Origin of the sequence: Stenotrophomonas sp. PFBMAA-4, from assembly GCF_030053215.1 — a bacterium.
In the GTDB taxonomy this organism is placed as follows: domain Bacteria; phylum Pseudomonadota; class Gammaproteobacteria; order Xanthomonadales; family Xanthomonadaceae; genus Stenotrophomonas.
Window position 1 is genome coordinate 1 of record NZ_JASGBW010000040.1, and the last position, 16608, is coordinate 16608.

Below are 16608 nucleotides of genomic sequence, written 5' to 3' on the forward strand. Positions count from 1 at the left end.
AGGTCGCGGTGAGTAGCCTGCCGCCGGCCGCGCCGCCGGTGCGCAGCGTCGCCGCCGCGCCCGTCGCCGCCGCCACCCCGCGTGCCAGCACGACGCCGGTGCGCAGCGCGCCGCCCGCCGCCCCGGCCCCGACGCTGTCGCAGCAGGTGGTGGGCGCGGTGATGGTGCAGGTCGCCAGCTTCTCCAGCCGCGACAACGCGACCCGCGCGATGGGCCAGCTCAACGCCGCCGGCATCGTCGGCGCGACCATCAGCGACATCGCCGCTGGCGGCCGTACCCTGTTCCGCCTGCGCGTACCCGCCAGCGACCATGCCAGTGCCGCGGAACTTGTCGGCCGCATCGCAGGTCTTGGCCTGGGGTCGCCGCAGATCGTCAAGGATTGATCCGCCCGGGCCGGTGCTGCCGGCCCCTGCCACACCGGCCTTACAATGGCCCTTCGTACCATCCTCCATTCTGGCCGTCCCCTGGAGCCTGCAGTCCAATGAATTTCCGTTCCGCCGCCACCGCCCTGGCCGCCACCCTGGTGGTTGGCCTGGCTTCCGCCCAGACGCCGCTGCCGACCCCGGCCACCCCGGCGCCCGCTGCTGCTGCCGCCCCGGCGGTCGTCGCCACCCCGCCGGCCCCGGTGCCCAGCACGTCCAAGGCCTGGATCCTGATGGACTACGCCACCGGCCAGATGCTGGCGGGCGAGAACGTGCATGAACAGCTGGCCCCGGCCAGCATCACCAAGGTGATGACCTCGTATGTCGTGGCCGCCGAAGTCAAGAACGGCAAGGTCCGCGCCGACGACCAGGTGATGATGAGCGAACGCGCCTGGCGCGAAGGCGGCGCCGGCACCGACGGCAGCTACAGCGGCTTCCCGGTCAACCAGACCGCGCGCCTGGAAGACATGGAAAAGGGCATGGCGATCCAGTCCGGCAACGACGCCGCGATCGCCCTGGCCGAGCACGTGGCCGGCAGCGAGGAAGCCTTTGCTTCGCTGATGAACAGCTACGCTGCCAAGATCGGCATGAAGGATTCGCACTTCGTCAACGCCCACGGCCTGAGCGCCGAAGGCCACCACAGCACCGCCTACGACCTGGCGCTGCTGGGCCGCGCGATGGTGCGTGACTACCCGGAAACCTACGCCTACAACAAGGTGAAGGAATTCCAGGTGGGCAACATCAAGCAGCCCAACCGCAACCTGCTGCTGTGGCGCGATGGCAGCGTGGACGGCATCAAGACCGGCCACACCTCCGAAGCCGGCTACTGCCTGATGAGCTCGGCCCAGCGCGGCGACCAGCGCCTGATCGCCGTGGTGCTGGGGGGGGCGTCGGAAAAGCAGCGCGCCGATGACAGCCTGGCCCTGCTCAACTGGGGCTTCCGCTTCTTCGAAACCCACCGCCTGTATGAGCCGGGCAAGGCCGTGGCCGAGCACAAGGTGTGGAAGGGTGCCACCGACAAGGTGCAGCTGGGCGTGGCCCAGCCGATGCTGGTGAGCGTGCCGCGCGGTCGCTACAACGACCTGAAGCCGAGCATCGACGTGCCCAAGACCCTGGAAGCCCCGTTCACCGCCGGCCAGCAGATCGGCACCGTCAAGGTGACCCTGGATGGCAAGGTCGTGGCCGAAGCCCCGCTGGTGGCTGTGGCCGCCGTCGAACAGGCCGGCTTCTTCAAGCGCCTGTGGGACAGCTTCTGGATGTGGTGGGAATCGGAATGATCCACGCCCTGGCGTGGTGAATGAAAAGGCCGGCGAAAGCCGGCCTTTTCTGTTGGTAGTGCCGGCCGCTGGCCGGCTCCTCATGAACCGGTCCGGAGATGCCTGCAGCCGGCCAGCGGCCGGCACTACCAGCGAGAGTGCCGACCAACGGTCGGCACCTACCTACATCGAGCGGCTGATGGTGAAGCTGCCGAACACCGGGGCTTCGCGCTGGCCGTTGAACTCGCGGGTGCTGTGGTAACGGGCCATCGCGAACTTCCAGCGGCCGCGCATCACGGCGATGCCGTAGCCGCCGTAGGCCACCACGTGGCGCTTGTCGACGCTGTGGCTGTCGCGGAAGGTGTTGCCGTCCAGGGTAATATCGCGGATCACCCAGGCCGCATCGGTGGTGGCGAACAGGTGCCACGACCAGCCGCTGGGCTTGCCGCCGCGGGTCGGGGCGGTGTTCTCGCCGGCCGGGCGCAGCGGGGTGCTGCCGAAGTCGTCGGGCAGCTTCCAGCCGAAACGCACTTCACCGCCGAAATTCGCCTTGGTTTCCAGGTTGCCGATCGAGCCGCCGTAGTGGCTGATCGCATCCCAGCCCCAGCCGCCGGCATTCACGCTGGCATCTCCCGGCCAGCGGCGCATGCGCTCGTGGGTGTACATCACCACCGGTTCGTTGTGCAGCTGGTTGTCCCAGCCCTGGAATTTCTCGTCGCCCAGCAGGTCATGCACCGCGTTCTGCACCTGCTTGCCCTGCGCCCACGGGCCAACCACGCCCAGGGTCAGCAGGGTGGTCTGCAGGCGATCGCCGCGGCGGGCGTTGTAGCCGAAGCTGGCCACCAGCACGCCGGCGTACGGGCGGTCGTCCTCGATCACGTCCTTGCGGGTGAAATCGGTGGGCGTGTAGATGCCCTGGCCGAGGCTGAAGATCATGTTCTGCTGCTCGAACTCACCCGGGTGCAGGCGTTCGAGGTGGCGGTTCACCCAGCGCGCCAGGCGCGGCAGGCAGGGATCATCGGTGTAGTCCACCAGGTTGGGCGAGACCAGGGTCAGCTGGGCGCCGTTGGTATAGCCCTGGTCCTGGTCCTTGGCGCCGAACAGGTCGTTGTCGACGCGGAAATTGACCTGCGGCGGGTGCTCACTCATCGCGTCGGGCCCGCACTGCTGGGCGGCATGGGCAGTGAGGGGCAGGGCAGCGGCCGCCAGCAGGCCGGTCAGGCCGAGGGTGGCGGCAGTACGCATGGATGGAATGATCATCAGGTCGTTGGTGTGTGAAGGTCGATTTATGCAACAACACGTTACTCCCGTCGGCGTGAGGGAACGAGCCTCCCGCCTTCACTTGTCTGTTCCGTAAAACGCACTTGTCCCTTCAGCGAAACTGGAGGCGGGCCCGGCGCAGCCTGAACCGGGGCGCAGCCTGCAACGCAGCGGCCTGCCGGTGCGGCGTTCGACCTTGATGAATACTCTTGGGTTTGTTGCCCTGCGGCCCGATAATGGGGGCATGGAAATCAAGTCCGACAACCCCGATCACGGCTTCCAGTTCCCCGGTCAGTTCGAGCTCAGCGCAATGGGCCCAGCCAACCGTGGCCTGGAGCAGGAACTTCCCCGCCTGCTGATTGCTGCAGGCGTCGATGTGGTGAACGAGCGCATCAGCTGGAAGCATTCATCCAACGGCAAGTACGTTTCGGTGCGCCTGGTGTTCCGGGCCGAGAACCGTGAACAGTACGACGTGGCCCACCAGGCCCTGCGCGACCACCCGGAAGTGAAGTGGACGGTGTAGCCACCAGTTGCGCGGCCGAACCTGCCCCCGGGCAGCGTCCGGCCCGCCCTGCAGTGGTGCGCGACCTCGGTCGCCAGGCCTATGAACCGGTCTGGCGCGCCATGCAGCGCTTCACCGACCAGCGGACCGACGACGATGCCGACGAGCTGTGGGTGGTCGAACACGATCCGGTGTTCACCCTCGGCCAGGCTGGCAAGGACGAGCACGTACTGGCGCCGGGCGATATCCCGGTGCTGCACGTCGACCGCGGCGGCCAGGTGACCTACCACGGCCCTGGCCAGATCGTGGTGTACCCGCTGCTGCGCCTGCCGCGGCTGGGCATCGGCGTGCGCGACTACGTCTGCCGCATCGAACAGGCCCTGATCGACACCCTCGGCGAATGGAACATCGGCGCCGAGCGCCGTGACGGCGCGCCGGGCGTCTACGTGGGCGATGCCAAGATCGCCGCGCTCGGCATCCGCGTCCGCCGCGGCTGCACCTTCCACGGCCTGGCCTTCAATGTGTCGATGGACCTGGAACCCTTCCACCGCATCAACCCCTGTGGCTACCAGGGGTTGCAGGTGACCTCGGTGGTAGACTTGGGTGGCCCGTCCGGGATGGACGCCGTCAAGCCGGTGCTGCTGGACCATCTGGCCCGCCAGTTTGGCCTTCTGCTGCAGCCCACGCCCGACCTGCCCGATCTTTCTGCGGCCGCCTGACCGCCCCCCGGAACTGCCATGACTGAGACCACCGCCCGCACCATCCCCCTGCAGATCGTGCAGGCCGAGCTTCCGTCCGCCGCGCCGCTGCAGGTCGGCGTCAAGCAGATGGGCGGGGACAAGATCAACCGTTCGCCGGTGCAGTTCGCCGACGCACCGGTGCTGCGCAAGCCGTCCTGGATCCGCGTGCGCATTCCTTCGGGCAATGCCGTGCAGAACCTGAAGGCCAAGCTGCGCGAGAACCGCCTGGTGACCGTGTGCGAGGAAGCCAGCTGCCCGAACATCCACGAATGTTTCAGCCACGGCACCGCCACCTTCATGATCCTGGGCGAGGTCTGCACCCGTCGCTGCTCGTTCTGCGACGTGGCCCACGGCCGCCCCAAGCCGCCGGATGCCAACGAGCCGGCCACCCTCGGCCAGACCGTGGCCGACATGGGCCTGAAGTACGTGGTGGTGACCAGCGTCGACCGCGATGACCTGCGCGACGGCGGTGCCCAGCACTTCGTCGACTGCATCACCGCCATCCGCGAGAAGTCGCCGGGCACCCGCATCGAGGTGCTGACCCCGGACTTCCGTGGCAAGGGCCGCATGGAGCGCGCGCTGGAGATCCTGGCGCAGAACCCGCCGGACGTGTTCAACCACAACATCGAAACCGTACCGGACCTGTACCGCAACGTGCGCCCGGGTGCCGATTACCAGTGGTCGCTGAACCTGCTGAAGAACTTCAAGGCGCAGCACCCGTCGGTGCCGACCAAGAGCGGCATCATGCTGGGCCTGGGCGAGGAGTTCGAGCAGATCAAGGCCACCATGCGCGACCTGCGCGCGCATGACGTGGACATGATCACCATCGGCCAGTACCTGCAGCCGACCGCGCACCACCACCCGGTGCTGAAGTACTGGACCCCCGAGGATTACAAGGCGCTGGAAGACTACGGCTACGAGCTGGGCTTCAGCCACGTGGCCTCCGGCCCGATGGTGCGCTCGTCGTACCACGCCGACGTCCAGGCCAAGGGCGCCGGCGTTTCCTGAGGCGGGTGCGGACCTCCGCACTGGTGGGTGCGGACCGTTGGTCCGCACGTCTTCGCCGGGCATGGCCCGGCACTACCGGTGGGTGCGGCCCTCCGCACCGGTGGGTGCGGCCCCCCTCACCGGTGGGTGCGGACCTCCGCACTGGTGGGTGCGGACCGTTGGTCCGCACGCCTTCGCCTGCATTCACAATTTGCTACACCGGCCCCGCTAGGCTGGATTTCCACCGAACGTGGCCGGGTGACAAACACGGCAACTTTCGGCACTGTCGTGGTGTCTGAACACCCTGCAGTCTCCCCCTTGGCAAGGCGCCTTCGAGCACGTTCATGAAATTCAAAGCCCCCGCATTCCTGATGGCCCTGGCGCTGGTCGCGCCGCTGGCGCTGGCGGCCAAGGCCGACTCGCCGGCGCTGCCGGCGGCCGCGACTGCCGACCAGGTCACCACCTCCAAGCTGGTCTACGGCCTGCTGTCCGACAGCCGCTACGCCTACCGGCCGCGCGCGCTGGACGAGGCCACCTCCAAGGACGTGTTCAAGCGTTATCTGGAAACCCTCGACGGCGGCAAGCAGTACTTCACCCAGGCCGACGTGGCCCGTTTCGCGCCGTTCCAGGCCGGCATCGCCAACGCCATCCGCGGCGGCGAACTGGAGCCTGCCTTTGAAGTGTTCGCGGTCTACAAGCAGCGCGTGGGCGAGCGCGTCGGTTATGCGCGCAAGCTGCTGAAGCAGGAGCCGGACTTCACCGCCGACGAGCGCTTCGAATACGACCGCAAGGACGTGCCGTGGGCGGCCAGCAACGCCGAACTCGATGAGCTGTGGCGCAAGTCGGTGAAGAACGACTGGCTGCGCCTGAAGCTGGCCGGCAAGAAGTCCGACGACATCCGCAAGACCCTGGACAAGCGTTACGCCACGTTGGAAAAGAGCGTCAACGAGCTGAAGGGCGAGGATGTCTTCCAGTTCTTCATGAACGCCTACACCAGCGCCGTCGACCCGCATACCGACTACTTCACCCCGCGCACTGCCGAGAACTTCAACCAGGCGATGTCGCTGTCGCTGGAAGGCATCGGCGCGCAGCTGCAGCGCCAGGACGACATGGTGGTGATCCGCGAGATCATCGCCGGTGGCCCGGCCGCCGTGGACGGCACCCTGAAGCCGGGCGACCGCATCGTCGGCGTCGGCCAGGGCAAGTCCGGGCCGGTGGACGATGTGATCGGCTGGCGCATCGATGACGTGGTGGCCAAGATCCGTGGCGCCAAGGACACGCAGGTCCGGCTGGAGTTCATCTCCGCCGAGGACGGCGTGGACGGCAAGCACCACACCCTGCTGCTGACCCGTCAGAAGGTGCGCCTGGCCGAACAGGCCGCCAAGGGCGAAACCATGACCATCCCGGGCAAGGATGGCCAGCCCGAGCGCAAGGTGGGCGTGATCAAGCTGCCGACCTTCTACCAGGATTTCGAAGGCCGTCGCCGCAACGCGGCCGACTACGCCTCGGCGACGCGCGACGTCGCCAAGCTGCTGGCCGGCTTCAAGGCCGACAAGCTGGACGGCGTGGTGCTGGACCTGCGCAGCAACGGCGGTGGTTCGCTGGATGAAGCCATCGAACTGACCGGCCTGTTCATCGAACAGGGCCCGGTGGTGCAGGTGCGCGAATCCGGTGGCCGCGTCACCGTCAACAGCGACCGCAACCAGGGTGTCGCCTGGGATGGCCCGCTGGCCGTGCTGATCAACCGTGGTTCGGCCTCGGCATCGGAAATCTTCGCCGGTGCCATCCAGGATTACGGCCGTGGCCTGGTCATCGGTGAAACCACCTTCGGCAAGGGCACCGTGCAGAACATCGTCGACCTGGACCGCTGGCCCAGTGGCGAGACCCAGCGCTTTGGCCAGGTGAAGCTGACCATCGCCCAGTTCTTCCGCATCAGCGGCAGCAGCACCCAGCACAAGGGCGTGGTGCCGGACCTGGCGTTCCCGGCCAGCGTCGATGCCACCGAGTTCGGCGAAAGCACCTACGACAACGCGCTGCCGTGGACCCGCATCGCGGCCGTGCCGCACACCCAGTACGGCAACTTCGCACCGCTGCTGCCCAAGCTGGAGGCACGCCACGAAGCCCGCATCGCCACCGACAAGGAATTCCAGTGGTGGAACGAGGACGTGCAGCAGTTCCGTACCGAAGCGGCCAAGAAGTACGTCTCACTCAACGAGGCGACCCGCCTGGCCGAGCGTGAGCGCCAGGACAAGCAGCGCAAGGACCGCCAGGTCGTCCGCAAGGAACTGGGCCTGGCCCTGGACCCGCTGGCCGATGACAGCAGCGATGACGGCCTGACCGGCAATGAGCGCGACATCGTCAAGGATGCCGCCCGCGAGAAGGCCGCCGAGAAGCGTCCGGACCCGCTGCTGCGTGAATCCGCCTCGATCCTGTCCGATGCGGTGAATCTGCTGGAAACCGACCGCCCGCTGTCGGCCCAGGTGCTGCCGCAGTCCACCGGCGCAGGCCGCTGGGCGGACTGATCCGCTGCTGATGTGAAGTTCCCCACGGGGCCGGCACTGCCGGCCCCGTTTGTTTTTCCGGCAGCGCCGGGCCATGCCCGGCGGACGTCCATGAACCGGGAGCAACGGGGGCCGGCGCATCGACCTGCCGCACACGGCCCCGGGTCTACCCTTGGGGCTTCCGTTCTCGCAGGAGTACCCATGCGGGCCTCCCGTCTTTCGCTGTCCCTGCTGGCCGTGGCCAGCACCCTGGTCCTGGCCGGTTGCGGTGGCCGGGCCGCCGACAACAGCCTGCTGCGCGAGTCCTTCGATTCGGGCGACACCTTCTCGCGCACCGTCGATGGGCGCCCGGCCGAGGCCTGTGAGGCGGCCCGCCGTACCCTGCTCAGCCAGGGCTATGCCATCGCGCGCGCCGACGATGGGCAGGTGGAGGGCAACAAGAATTTCCAGGTGCGCGAGGACGATCACGAGCAGCTGGTGCTGCGCATCTCCTGCGCGCCACGAGGCAGCGAGCAGGCGCTGGTGTTCGTCAGCGCCGTGCAGGACCGTTATGCACTGAAGAAGAGCCCGACCTCGGCCAGCGTCGGCGTGGGCGCACTGGGCTCGGTGTCGCTGCCGTTCGGCAGCAACGATGATTCACTGGTGAAGGTTGCCAGCAGCACGATCACCGATTCTGATTTCTACCGTCGCTTCTTCGACCGCCTGCACCAGTACCTGCCGGCGGCCGCTGCGGCCAAGCCGACGCCTGCGCCGGCCCCGCCACCGGCGGCGGTGCAGGAGCCGGCACCGGTACCGGCTCCGCCGGTTCCCGCCGCGCCCGCGACACCCGTACCCGAGCCCGCCCCGCAACTGCCCGCCCCGCAACCGGCGGCCGACCAGGGCTGACGGTGAAGGGCAGGGCGCTGGGGCTGGCCCTGCTGCTGGGCTGGCCCGTGCTTGGCAACGCCGCGGGCAGTGGCTGCGAGCAGGGTCTGCTGCAGCGGCTGGGCTGGCGTTTCGAAACCACGGCCGTCGAGGCGCCCCACATCCATGGCGGCCCGGTCTGCACGCGTACCTCGCTGCAGGCTGCGCAGCAGGCCGGCGACCTGCAGGTGCGCTGGCCCGCCACGATGACCGAGCAGGCGCGGCAGGCCGTGCTGCGGCGCCTGCTGGACGACCCGGCCACGCTCTGCGCCTACACCTTCGAACTGGGTGCGGCTGCGCAGCGCGCCGCGCGGGCATTGCAGGACAACCCCGGTTTCCGTTTCAGCGGCCTGCAGCTGGGCTGGATCGGCTTCGGCGCAGGCGGTGCACCCGTGCAGGGCTGGCGGAACACCCGCAGCTTCGGCCGCGGTTATACGCCGCTGGCCGGCAACAGCCGCGCGCTGGAGACGTTCTACACCGGCAACGTGCGCGCCGAATGTGGCGTCGGTCGGCAGGTCGCGCAGCTGGCCACGCAGCGCGAGCTGTACGGCGATGCCGCCTTCGATGGAGAATTCTCTGCCGATGAACTTTCCATCGGTACCCTGCTGGGCCTGCACGATACCGGCAGCATCCTGCTGGGCGCGGGGGCCGGTGAGTTCTTCGCCGATGGCAAGGCCGTGCGTACTGCCGCACGGGGGCGCAGCGCGTTCCTCGGCGTGCCCGGTTTCATCGAACACGTCGGCGACCGTTCGACGCTGGACGACCTGAGCAACCAGGCCGAGAACTTCATCGTCGTCGATGTCGGCGCAGATGCCGCGCAGGCGCTGGCCACGCATGGCGGGCTGGCCTGGTACGACCAGCGCAATGCCGAACTGTGGACGCTTGCGCAGGGCATTCCGCGGCTCGGCCGGCGCTACTTCGAGCGCCTGTTGTACGAACGTGATCCCGGCCTGCGCGCGCAGCTGGAACCCCGCTACCAGGCCACGCTGGCACGCATGGACCAGTTGCTGGACGATCCGTTCTACCAGCAGTTCGTGATCTATGTGCACCCACGCGGTATACGTCCCATCGGTTACCACATCATCCGCCTGCTCGACCGCAACCCACGCACGTCGTTTTCCATCGACCTGGCGTTGCACAATCTGCATACCACGCTCTATCGGCGCTGGCGCGAGGCGCAACTGCGCCACTGCGCGGCGACCGGCCGGCCAGGCAGCCTGACCCTAGACCCCAACTGAAGGTGAAACAATGGACATTGCAATGATCGGCCTCGGCCGCATGGGCGCCAACATGGCCCAGCGCCTGCATCGCGGCGGCCACCGCGTGGTCGGCTACGACCCGGGCGAAGGCGCCCGCCAGCGCGCCGCCGAGGCCGGCCTGGAAGTCGTCGATTCGCTGGCCGCGGCGGTTGCCGCACTGCCGGTACCGCGCGTGGTGTGGCTGATGGTGCCGGCCGGCGAAACCGTCGACCAGACGCTGGGCCAGCTGACCCCGCACCTGGCCGAAGGCGACATCGTCATCGACGGCGGCAACTCCAACTACCAGGACTCGATCCGCCGCGCCAAGGCGCTGGCCGAGGATGACCTGGGCTACGTCGACTGCGGCACCAGCGGTGGCGTCTGGGGCCTGCAGGAAGGCTACAGCCTGATGGTCGGTGGCGACGCCGCGGTGGTTGAACAGGTCGAGCCGCTGCTGCGCACCCTGGCCCCGGCCGAAGACCGCGGCTGGGGCCGTGTCGGCCCGTCCGGCGCCGGCCACTTCACCAAGATGGTCCACAACGGCATCGAGTACGGAATGATGCAGGCCTATGCCGAAGGCTTTGCGCTGATGGAGCGCAAGCAGGAGATGGAACTGGACCTGGCCCAGGTGGCCGACGTCTGGCGCCACGGCAGCGTGGTGCGTTCGTGGCTGCTGGACCTGAGCACCGAAGCGCTCAAGCGCAATCCCTCGCTGGATGGCATTGCTCCGTACGTCGAGGATTCCGGCGAAGGCCGCTGGACCGTCGCCGAAGCCATTGCCCTGGACGTGCCGGCCCCGGTGATCACCCTGTCGCTGCTGGAACGCCTGCGCTCGCGCGAATCCAATTCGTTCACCGACCGCCTGCTGTCGGCGATGCGCAACGAATTCGGCGGCCACGCCATCAAGAAGTCGTAAGCACCGCAATGGGGTCGGATCCCTTTCCGCAGGTAAGGGCTATGACCCCAACAGGATCGTTTCCACGTCATCCACGCATGGCGTGGCTCTACTGTGTCGACCAAGGTCGACACCTACCAGATCCGACCCCGTGCCGACCAACGGTCGGCACCCACCAAAGCAGAACGCCGTTCCGACAGATCGCAGGAAACTGTCGAAGGCGGGGTGGGTCCGGTTGAGGGGGTGTGAGCGGCATGGATGCCGCGACCAAGCCCCCATGGACGGGTTTACGGCGTCCCCCTCAACCGGACCCATCCCGCCATCCCACGGAATGCAGGCTTTTGACGTTGACGTTGACGTTGACGTTGCATCGAGCGGGTGCAGGGCGCAGCCCTGCCGATCACCCCAACACCACCCGCCGTCCCTCGCGCGCACTCACCATCCCTGCCTCCAGCAACCGCATCAGCTGCAGCGCCTGCACCGCACTCACCGTCGCCTCGCCCTCGCCACGCATCGCCGCCGCGAACTGTGCATACAGCCGCCGGTAGTCCCCTGGCAGGTTGTCCATGGTCGTGCGCTGCACGTTGTCCTCGGCATCGCAGCGCAACAGCTCGCCATGCCGCGGGTCGATGCCCCAGCCGGGGGCACCCGGTGCCACGCCGCGACGCAGCTGCGCCTCCTGCACGTCCAGGCCATGCTTGATCCAGCTGCCCTCGCGGCCATGCACCGCGAAGTGCGGCGTCGGCGCCGCCACCAGCGAACCGGCATGCACGATCGCGCGGTGCCGCGGGTAATGCAGCACGGCATGGAAATAGTCGACGCCGCTGCCGCCCTCGCGCTGCACCGCCAGATCGGCATCGATGGCCTGCGGCCAACCGAACAGCACCAGCATCTGGTCCAGCAGGTGTGGGCCGAGGTCGTACCACAGGCCGCTGCCGGGTCCTTCCTGTTCGCGCCAGCGATCGCGCACCTGCGGCCGGTAGCGATCGAAGTGCGCGTGGCACTCGGCCACCTCGCCCAGCGCGCCTTCGGCAAGCAGCGCCTGCAGGGTGAGGAAATCGGCATCGAAGCGACGGTTCTGGAACACCGTGACGATGCGCCCGGCACCGCGCGCGGCGGCCAGCACGGTTTCCGCTTCGGCCACGTCCAGCGCGAAGGGCTTGTCCACCAGCACATGCTTGCCGGCAGCCAGTGCGGCAATGGCCAGCGGCGCGTGCTGCTCGTTCGGCGTGGCGATCACCACCGCGTCCACCGCCGGGTCATCGAATACTTCCTGCGCGCTGGCGCGCACGTGCACGTCGCTGAAGCTGCGCAGCAGGGTGTCGCGCTGCGAGCTGACGATGCTGTGCAGGGCCAGCCCGGGCGTGTGCTGGATGAGCGGCGCGTGGAAGACGCGGCCGGCGAGGCCGTAGCCGATCAGGGCCAGTTGCAGGTCGGGGCGCATGGGGGGCTCCGCAGGGTGGGGGAGACAAAGCGTAGAACGTGGCTCCGGGCGAGGCAAAACTGAACCGTTACCGTTGCAGCCGGCGGGTTCACGGCAGCGTGACCAAAGCCCGACGCCTGCAACACAGGCGACTGTCCAGACTGGCAGCACATCCAGAAGGAGCACCGCACGATGAGCAACCTGACCCGTACCCTGATTGCTTCGTCCCTCACCCTGGGCCTGGCCCTGTCTTCCTCGGCCGTCATGGCCAAGGATCCGCCGAAGACCGACCACGCTGCGATGACCCACGCCGACCGCCACGACTCGAACGAGCCGGTGACCGACAGCTGGATCACCACCAAGGTGAAGGCCGACCTGCTGGCCAGCAGCAACGTACCGGGCACCGAAGTGAAGGTGGAAACGGTCAATGGTGTGGTCAGCCTCAGCGGCACCGTCGCCACCCAGGCCGAGAAGGACAAGGCGGTGACCACCGCCAAGGGCATCAAGGGCGTGACCCGCGTCGATGCCGCCGCGCTGAAGGTCAACGCTGCCGCCAAGCGCTGATCCCGGCGCTGGCCTGAAGTGGACAGGGGCGTCCCGCAAGGGGCGCCCTTCGTCGTGACGCCGCGCCGGATTCTCCCGGGCCGAACGGCTGCGCTATATTGGCCGCATCGCTTCGTTGACGATGGACCATGGCGCTGGTGTTCAGTGATGACATCTGGGACCGTTGGCGGCTGCCTGCCCTGGCACTCGCTGCTGCCGCGATCATCGTCGTTCCCTGGCTGACCCTGCGCCAGCTGCAGCAGGACAACGAACAGGCGATGGCCTGGGTCAACCACACCCAGGCGGTGGGCGTGGCCCTGCAGCAGCTGCAGACCGACGTGCGTGACGTGGAATCGGCGGCACTGACCCTGTCCAAGGGCGTGGATGCCCCCGGCCTGCACGAACGCATGGCCAAGGCCGAGCAGATTCCCGGGCGGCTGGCCGCGCTGGCGCGGATGACCCGCGACAATCCCGACCAGCTCGTCCGCATCGGCCGCATCGAATCGCTGCTGGAAGGACGCATGGCGCTGGCCCGCCAGCTCGCACGCTCGACCCCCAACACCGACCAGCGCGAGCTGGTGCAGGACCTGAGCACGCGTTACCCGATCCGCGGCCTGGTGGAGGAACTGCAGGCCAGCGAAAAGACGCTGCTGGCGGCGCGTGCCGAGCAGGCCGCGCGCCAGCGCAGGCAGACCGAACTGGTGTCCTGGAGTTCGCTGGTGGTGCAGCTGTGCCTGCTGGGCCTGGTGCTGTGGCTGCTGCAGCGGCAGATCGGCCGCCGCCTGCAGGCCGAGCGGCAATCGCTGCGCGCCGCCGCGCGTGCCGCCTCGGTGCTGCAGACGGTGCGCGAGCCCATCGTGCTGCTCGACCGCGACCTGCGCGTGCAGCTGCACAACACGGCGTTCGCCGAGCTGTACGGGCTGCAGGACGAGCGTGCCGATGGCACCCTGCTGGCCGATGTCGGCGAGGGCGCCTGGCAGGACCCGGTGGTGCGCCAGCGCCTGTCCGACGTGCTGCTGCGCGGGCGCGAGCTGTGGGATTTCGAGCTTGAACAGCGCACCGACGGCACGGTGCGCTACATGCTCATCAACGCGCGGCGCATGCCGTTGCCGGACACCGATGACGAAGTGGTGCTGATGACCATCAGCGACGTGACCGTGCAGCGTGCGGTGCAGTGGCGCGTGGAAGAACTGAACCGCCAGCTGGAAGGCAAGGTGGCCCAGGTCTCGGAGGTCAACCGCGAGCTGGAGGCCTTCAGCTATTCGGTGTCGCATGACCTGCGCGCGCCGCTGCGCCATGTCGCCGGTTTCTCCGACAAGCTGTCACGCCACCTGGGCGAGGGCGCTGATGAAAAGAGCCGCCACTATTTGGACGTGATCTCCGGCTCGGCACGGCGCATGGCCGCGCTGATCGACGATCTGCTGGTCTATTCGCGGCTGGGGCGCGCTGCGATGCGCCAGCAGGCGGTGGACATGCAGACGCTGGTGGCCGACACCCGCGCCATGCTCGATGCCAACCTGAAGACCGATGCCGAAGGCACCGGCGTGGCCCACCACGTTGAATGGACCATCGCGCCGCTGCCGATCGTGGTGGCTGACGAGAACATGATGCGCCAGGTGTGGCTGAACCTGCTGGGCAACGCGGTGAAGTATTCGGCCAACCGCGAGCCGGCGCGCATCCGCGTGGACTACCAGCAGCAGGCCGATGGCGGCCATCAGTTCACGGTCAGCGACAATGGTGCAGGCTTCGACATGGCCTACGCCGGCAAGCTGTTCGGCGTGTTCCAGCGCCTGCACAAGGCCAGTGACTACCCCGGCACCGGTATCGGCCTGGCCAGCGTGCGCCGCGTGCTGACCCGCCATGGTGGCCGCATCTGGGCCGAAGCCGCGCCCGATGCCGGCGCCACTTTCCACTTCCACCTGCCTCCTGCGCTGGACGCAGTCAACCAAGGGCCCTCCGCATGACCACGCTGCGCACCATACTCCTGGCCGAAGACAGCCCGGCCGACGCCGAAATGGCCATCGACGCACTGCAGGAAGCCCGCCTGGCCAATCCCATCGTGCACGTCGAGGACGGCGTGGAAGTGATGGACTACCTGCTGCGCCGTGGTGCGCATGCCACCCGCGAAGAAGGCCTGCCCGCAGTCCTGCTGCTGGACATCAAGATGCCGCGCATGGACGGGCTGGAAGTGCTGCGGCAGATCCGCGAGCACGAGGAGCTCAAGCGCCTGCCGGTGGTCATCCTGTCGTCCTCGCGCGAGGAAAGCGACCTGGCGCGCAGCTGGGACATGGGCGTGAATGCCTATGTCGTCAAGCCGGTGGACGTGGACCAGTTCTTCGGCGCGGTACAGACCCTGGGCAGGTTCTGGGCGCTGATCAACCAGGCACCGGAGGTCGAGTAAGGCCATGCCGCTGATCGGTCCGGCCCTCGGGGCGCTGCGCATCCTGCTGGTGGAAGATTCACCGGAAGATGCCGAGCTGATGTGCGAACAGATGCTCGAGGCGGGCCTGGATGCCCGTTTCGAGCGCGTGGAAAGCGAACCCGAGTTGCGCCAGGCGCTGGCCGGGTTCGTGCCGGACATCGTGCTCTCGGACCTGAGCATGCCGGGCTTCTCCGGTGATGAAGCGCTGCGCATCGTGCGCGAGACCGCGCCGGATGTTCCTTTCATCTTCGTCTCCGGCACGATGGGCGAGGAGAACGCGGTGGAGGCCCTGCAGAAGGGTGCCAACGACTACATCATCAAGCACCACCCGGCGCGGCTGCCGTCGGCGGTGGCGCGCGCGGTGCGCGATGCGCGCAGCGCGGTGGAGCGCCTGCGCGTGGAAACCGAGCTGATGCGTGCGCAGCGGCTGGAAAGCCTCTCGCTGCTTGCCGCCGGCCTCAGCCACGACCTGCGCAACATCCTGCAGCCGCTGCTGATCATGCCGGAGCTGCTGAAGGCGCGCACCGAAGACCCGCAGCTGCACCACCTGGCCGATGTCATCGCCGAGTGCGGCCGCCGTGGCCACGAGATGGCCGAGTCGATGCTGTCCTTCGTGCGCGGTTCGCGCACGCCCAGCGAGCGCATCTTCATCGACGATCTGTTCCAGGCCGTGGCGCTGCTGTTGCGCAGCAACGTACCCGAGACGGTGAGCCTGGAACTGGAGGTGCAGGACGAGGGGCTGGTGGTCGATGCCAACTACACCGAACTGCAGCAGGTGCTGCTGAACCTGGCGCTCAATGCGATCCAGGCGATGCCGCAGGGCGGCCGCCTGGGCCTGACCGCCGACCATGCCGGCGAGTACGACGGCGTGGACTGGCTGCGCATCGTGGTGGCCGACGAAGGCATCGGCATGGATGCCGACACGTTGTCGCACCTGTTCAACCCGTTCTTCACCACCAAGGCCGATGGCACCGGCCTGGGCCTGATTTCCTGCAAGCGCATCGTCGAAGGCGCCGGTGGCAGCATCCACGTCAACAGCCAGCTGGGGCAGGGCACGCGCTTCGAGCTGCGGCTGCCGATGCACGAGCGGGCCGAGGGCGGTGAACCGGTCGAACAGCTGGTGGCGCTGGGCAGTGGCCAGTCGATCCTGGTGGTCGATGGCGAGGCCACGCGCCTGTCGCTGCTGGGCAACGCGCTGTCCAGCCAGGGCTACCAGCTGCAGCTTGCTTCCGACGGCCCGGCCGCGCTGCGCTGGATGCAGCAGGAAGCCATGCCGGCGCTGGTCATTGCCGATGCCGGCTCCAAGCTGCTGCCGGCCAGCCAGCTGCTGGGCGAAATGGCCACGCTGGGGTACGCCGGCCCGGCCCTGGTGCTGGAGGAGGCGGCGGTGGAGCTGGATACCCGCGCCTTCCCGCCGGGCATCGATGTGCATGTGCTGCGCAAGCCGCTGCAGATGCAGCAGGTGTTCCGCGCCGTGGCTGAAGCGCTCGGCTGAGGCCGTCGCTCACCGCAATCC

General features: G+C 68.1%; 15 protein-coding genes. 13 read left to right on the forward strand and 2 right to left on the reverse strand.

The window, feature by feature from the left end:
* Together QMZ26_RS19135 and QMZ26_RS19140 are read left to right on the forward strand one after the other, a co-directional pair.
* Positions 1-383, forward strand: a 383-nt coding sequence (locus tag QMZ26_RS19135) for an SPOR domain-containing protein (RefSeq protein ID WP_283222369.1), incomplete at its 5' end; no start/stop codon positions are given.
* A gap of 98 nt (positions 384-481) precedes the next feature.
* The gene (locus QMZ26_RS19140) at positions 482-1699 is read left to right on the forward strand and encodes a D-alanyl-D-alanine carboxypeptidase family protein (RefSeq protein WP_283222370.1); all 1218 of its coding nucleotides are present in this window, start codon (positions 482-484) and stop codon (positions 1697-1699) included.
* Between the two features lie 162 nt (positions 1700-1861).
* On the opposite strand, the gene QMZ26_RS19145 is transcribed toward QMZ26_RS19140, so the two are convergent.
* On the reverse strand, positions 1862-2923 hold the full coding sequence (locus QMZ26_RS19145; RefSeq protein WP_283222371.1) for a lipid A deacylase LpxR family protein: 1062 nt from the start codon (positions 2921-2923) through the stop codon (positions 1862-1864).
* Positions 2924-3182: 259 nt separating this feature from the next.
* Between QMZ26_RS19145 and QMZ26_RS19150 the strand changes: the two genes are divergently transcribed.
* The 7 genes from QMZ26_RS19150 to gnd all read left to right on the forward strand — a co-directional run bounded on the left by QMZ26_RS19150 (position 3183) and on the right by gnd (position 10725).
* Positions 3183-3461, forward strand: a complete 279-nt coding sequence (locus tag QMZ26_RS19150; protein ID WP_200733542.1) for a YbeD family protein — start codon at positions 3183-3185, stop codon at positions 3459-3461.
* Entirely contained in the window at positions 3449-4159 is a 711-nt protein-coding gene (gene lipB, locus QMZ26_RS19155) for a lipoyl(octanoyl) transferase LipB (RefSeq protein ID WP_200733543.1), read from the forward strand. The genes QMZ26_RS19150 and lipB overlap by 13 nt, the downstream gene beginning before the upstream one ends.
* 18 nt (positions 4160-4177) lie before the next feature.
* Positions 4178-5188 carry a lipoyl synthase gene (gene lipA, locus QMZ26_RS19160; RefSeq protein ID WP_079223385.1) on the forward strand — a complete coding sequence of 337 codons (1011 nt, stop codon included), beginning with the start codon at positions 4178-4180 and terminating at the stop codon, positions 5186-5188.
* 323 nt (positions 5189-5511) lie between these two features.
* The gene (locus QMZ26_RS19165) at positions 5512-7689 is read left to right on the forward strand and encodes a carboxy terminal-processing peptidase (RefSeq protein ID WP_200733544.1); all 2178 of its coding nucleotides are present in this window, start codon (positions 5512-5514) and stop codon (positions 7687-7689) included.
* Between the two features lie 180 nt (positions 7690-7869).
* The gene (locus QMZ26_RS19170; protein WP_283222372.1) at positions 7870-8553 is read left to right on the forward strand and encodes a DUF2242 domain-containing protein; all 684 of its coding nucleotides are present in this window, start codon (positions 7870-7872) and stop codon (positions 8551-8553) included.
* Positions 8554-8570: 17 nt separating this feature from the next.
* Positions 8571-9809, forward strand: a complete 1239-nt coding sequence (locus QMZ26_RS19175) for a hypothetical protein (RefSeq protein WP_283222390.1) — start codon at positions 8571-8573, stop codon at positions 9807-9809.
* 10 nt (positions 9810-9819) lie between these two features.
* On the forward strand, positions 9820-10725 hold the full coding sequence (gene gnd, locus QMZ26_RS19180; protein ID WP_283222373.1) for a phosphogluconate dehydrogenase (NAD(+)-dependent, decarboxylating): 906 nt from the start codon (positions 9820-9822) through the stop codon (positions 10723-10725).
* Between the two features lie 379 nt (positions 10726-11104).
* Here the strand turns inward: gnd and QMZ26_RS19185 are convergent, their stop codons facing one another.
* The gene (locus QMZ26_RS19185) at positions 11105-12148 is read right to left on the reverse strand and encodes an oxidoreductase (protein WP_283222374.1); all 1044 of its coding nucleotides are present in this window, start codon (positions 12146-12148) and stop codon (positions 11105-11107) included.
* Positions 12149-12319: 171 nt separating this feature from the next.
* Here QMZ26_RS19185 and QMZ26_RS19190 point away from each other — a divergent pair, with 171 nt between their 5' ends.
* From QMZ26_RS19190 to QMZ26_RS19205, 4 genes are all read left to right on the forward strand, one after another.
* The gene (locus QMZ26_RS19190) at positions 12320-12691 is read left to right on the forward strand and encodes a BON domain-containing protein (protein ID WP_079223377.1); all 372 of its coding nucleotides are present in this window, start codon (positions 12320-12322) and stop codon (positions 12689-12691) included.
* Positions 12692-12819: 128 nt separating this feature from the next.
* On the forward strand, positions 12820-14634 hold the full coding sequence (locus QMZ26_RS19195) for an ATP-binding protein (RefSeq protein WP_283222375.1): 1815 nt from the start codon (positions 12820-12822) through the stop codon (positions 14632-14634).
* Positions 14631-15071 carry a response regulator gene (locus tag QMZ26_RS19200; protein WP_079223373.1) on the forward strand — a complete coding sequence of 147 codons (441 nt, stop codon included), beginning with the start codon at positions 14631-14633 and terminating at the stop codon, positions 15069-15071. The genes QMZ26_RS19195 and QMZ26_RS19200 overlap by 4 nt, the downstream gene beginning before the upstream one ends.
* A gap of 4 nt (positions 15072-15075) precedes the next feature.
* On the forward strand, positions 15076-16587 hold the full coding sequence (locus QMZ26_RS19205) for an ATP-binding protein (protein WP_283222376.1): 1512 nt from the start codon (positions 15076-15078) through the stop codon (positions 16585-16587).
* Positions 16588-16608: the final 21 nt, after the last annotated feature.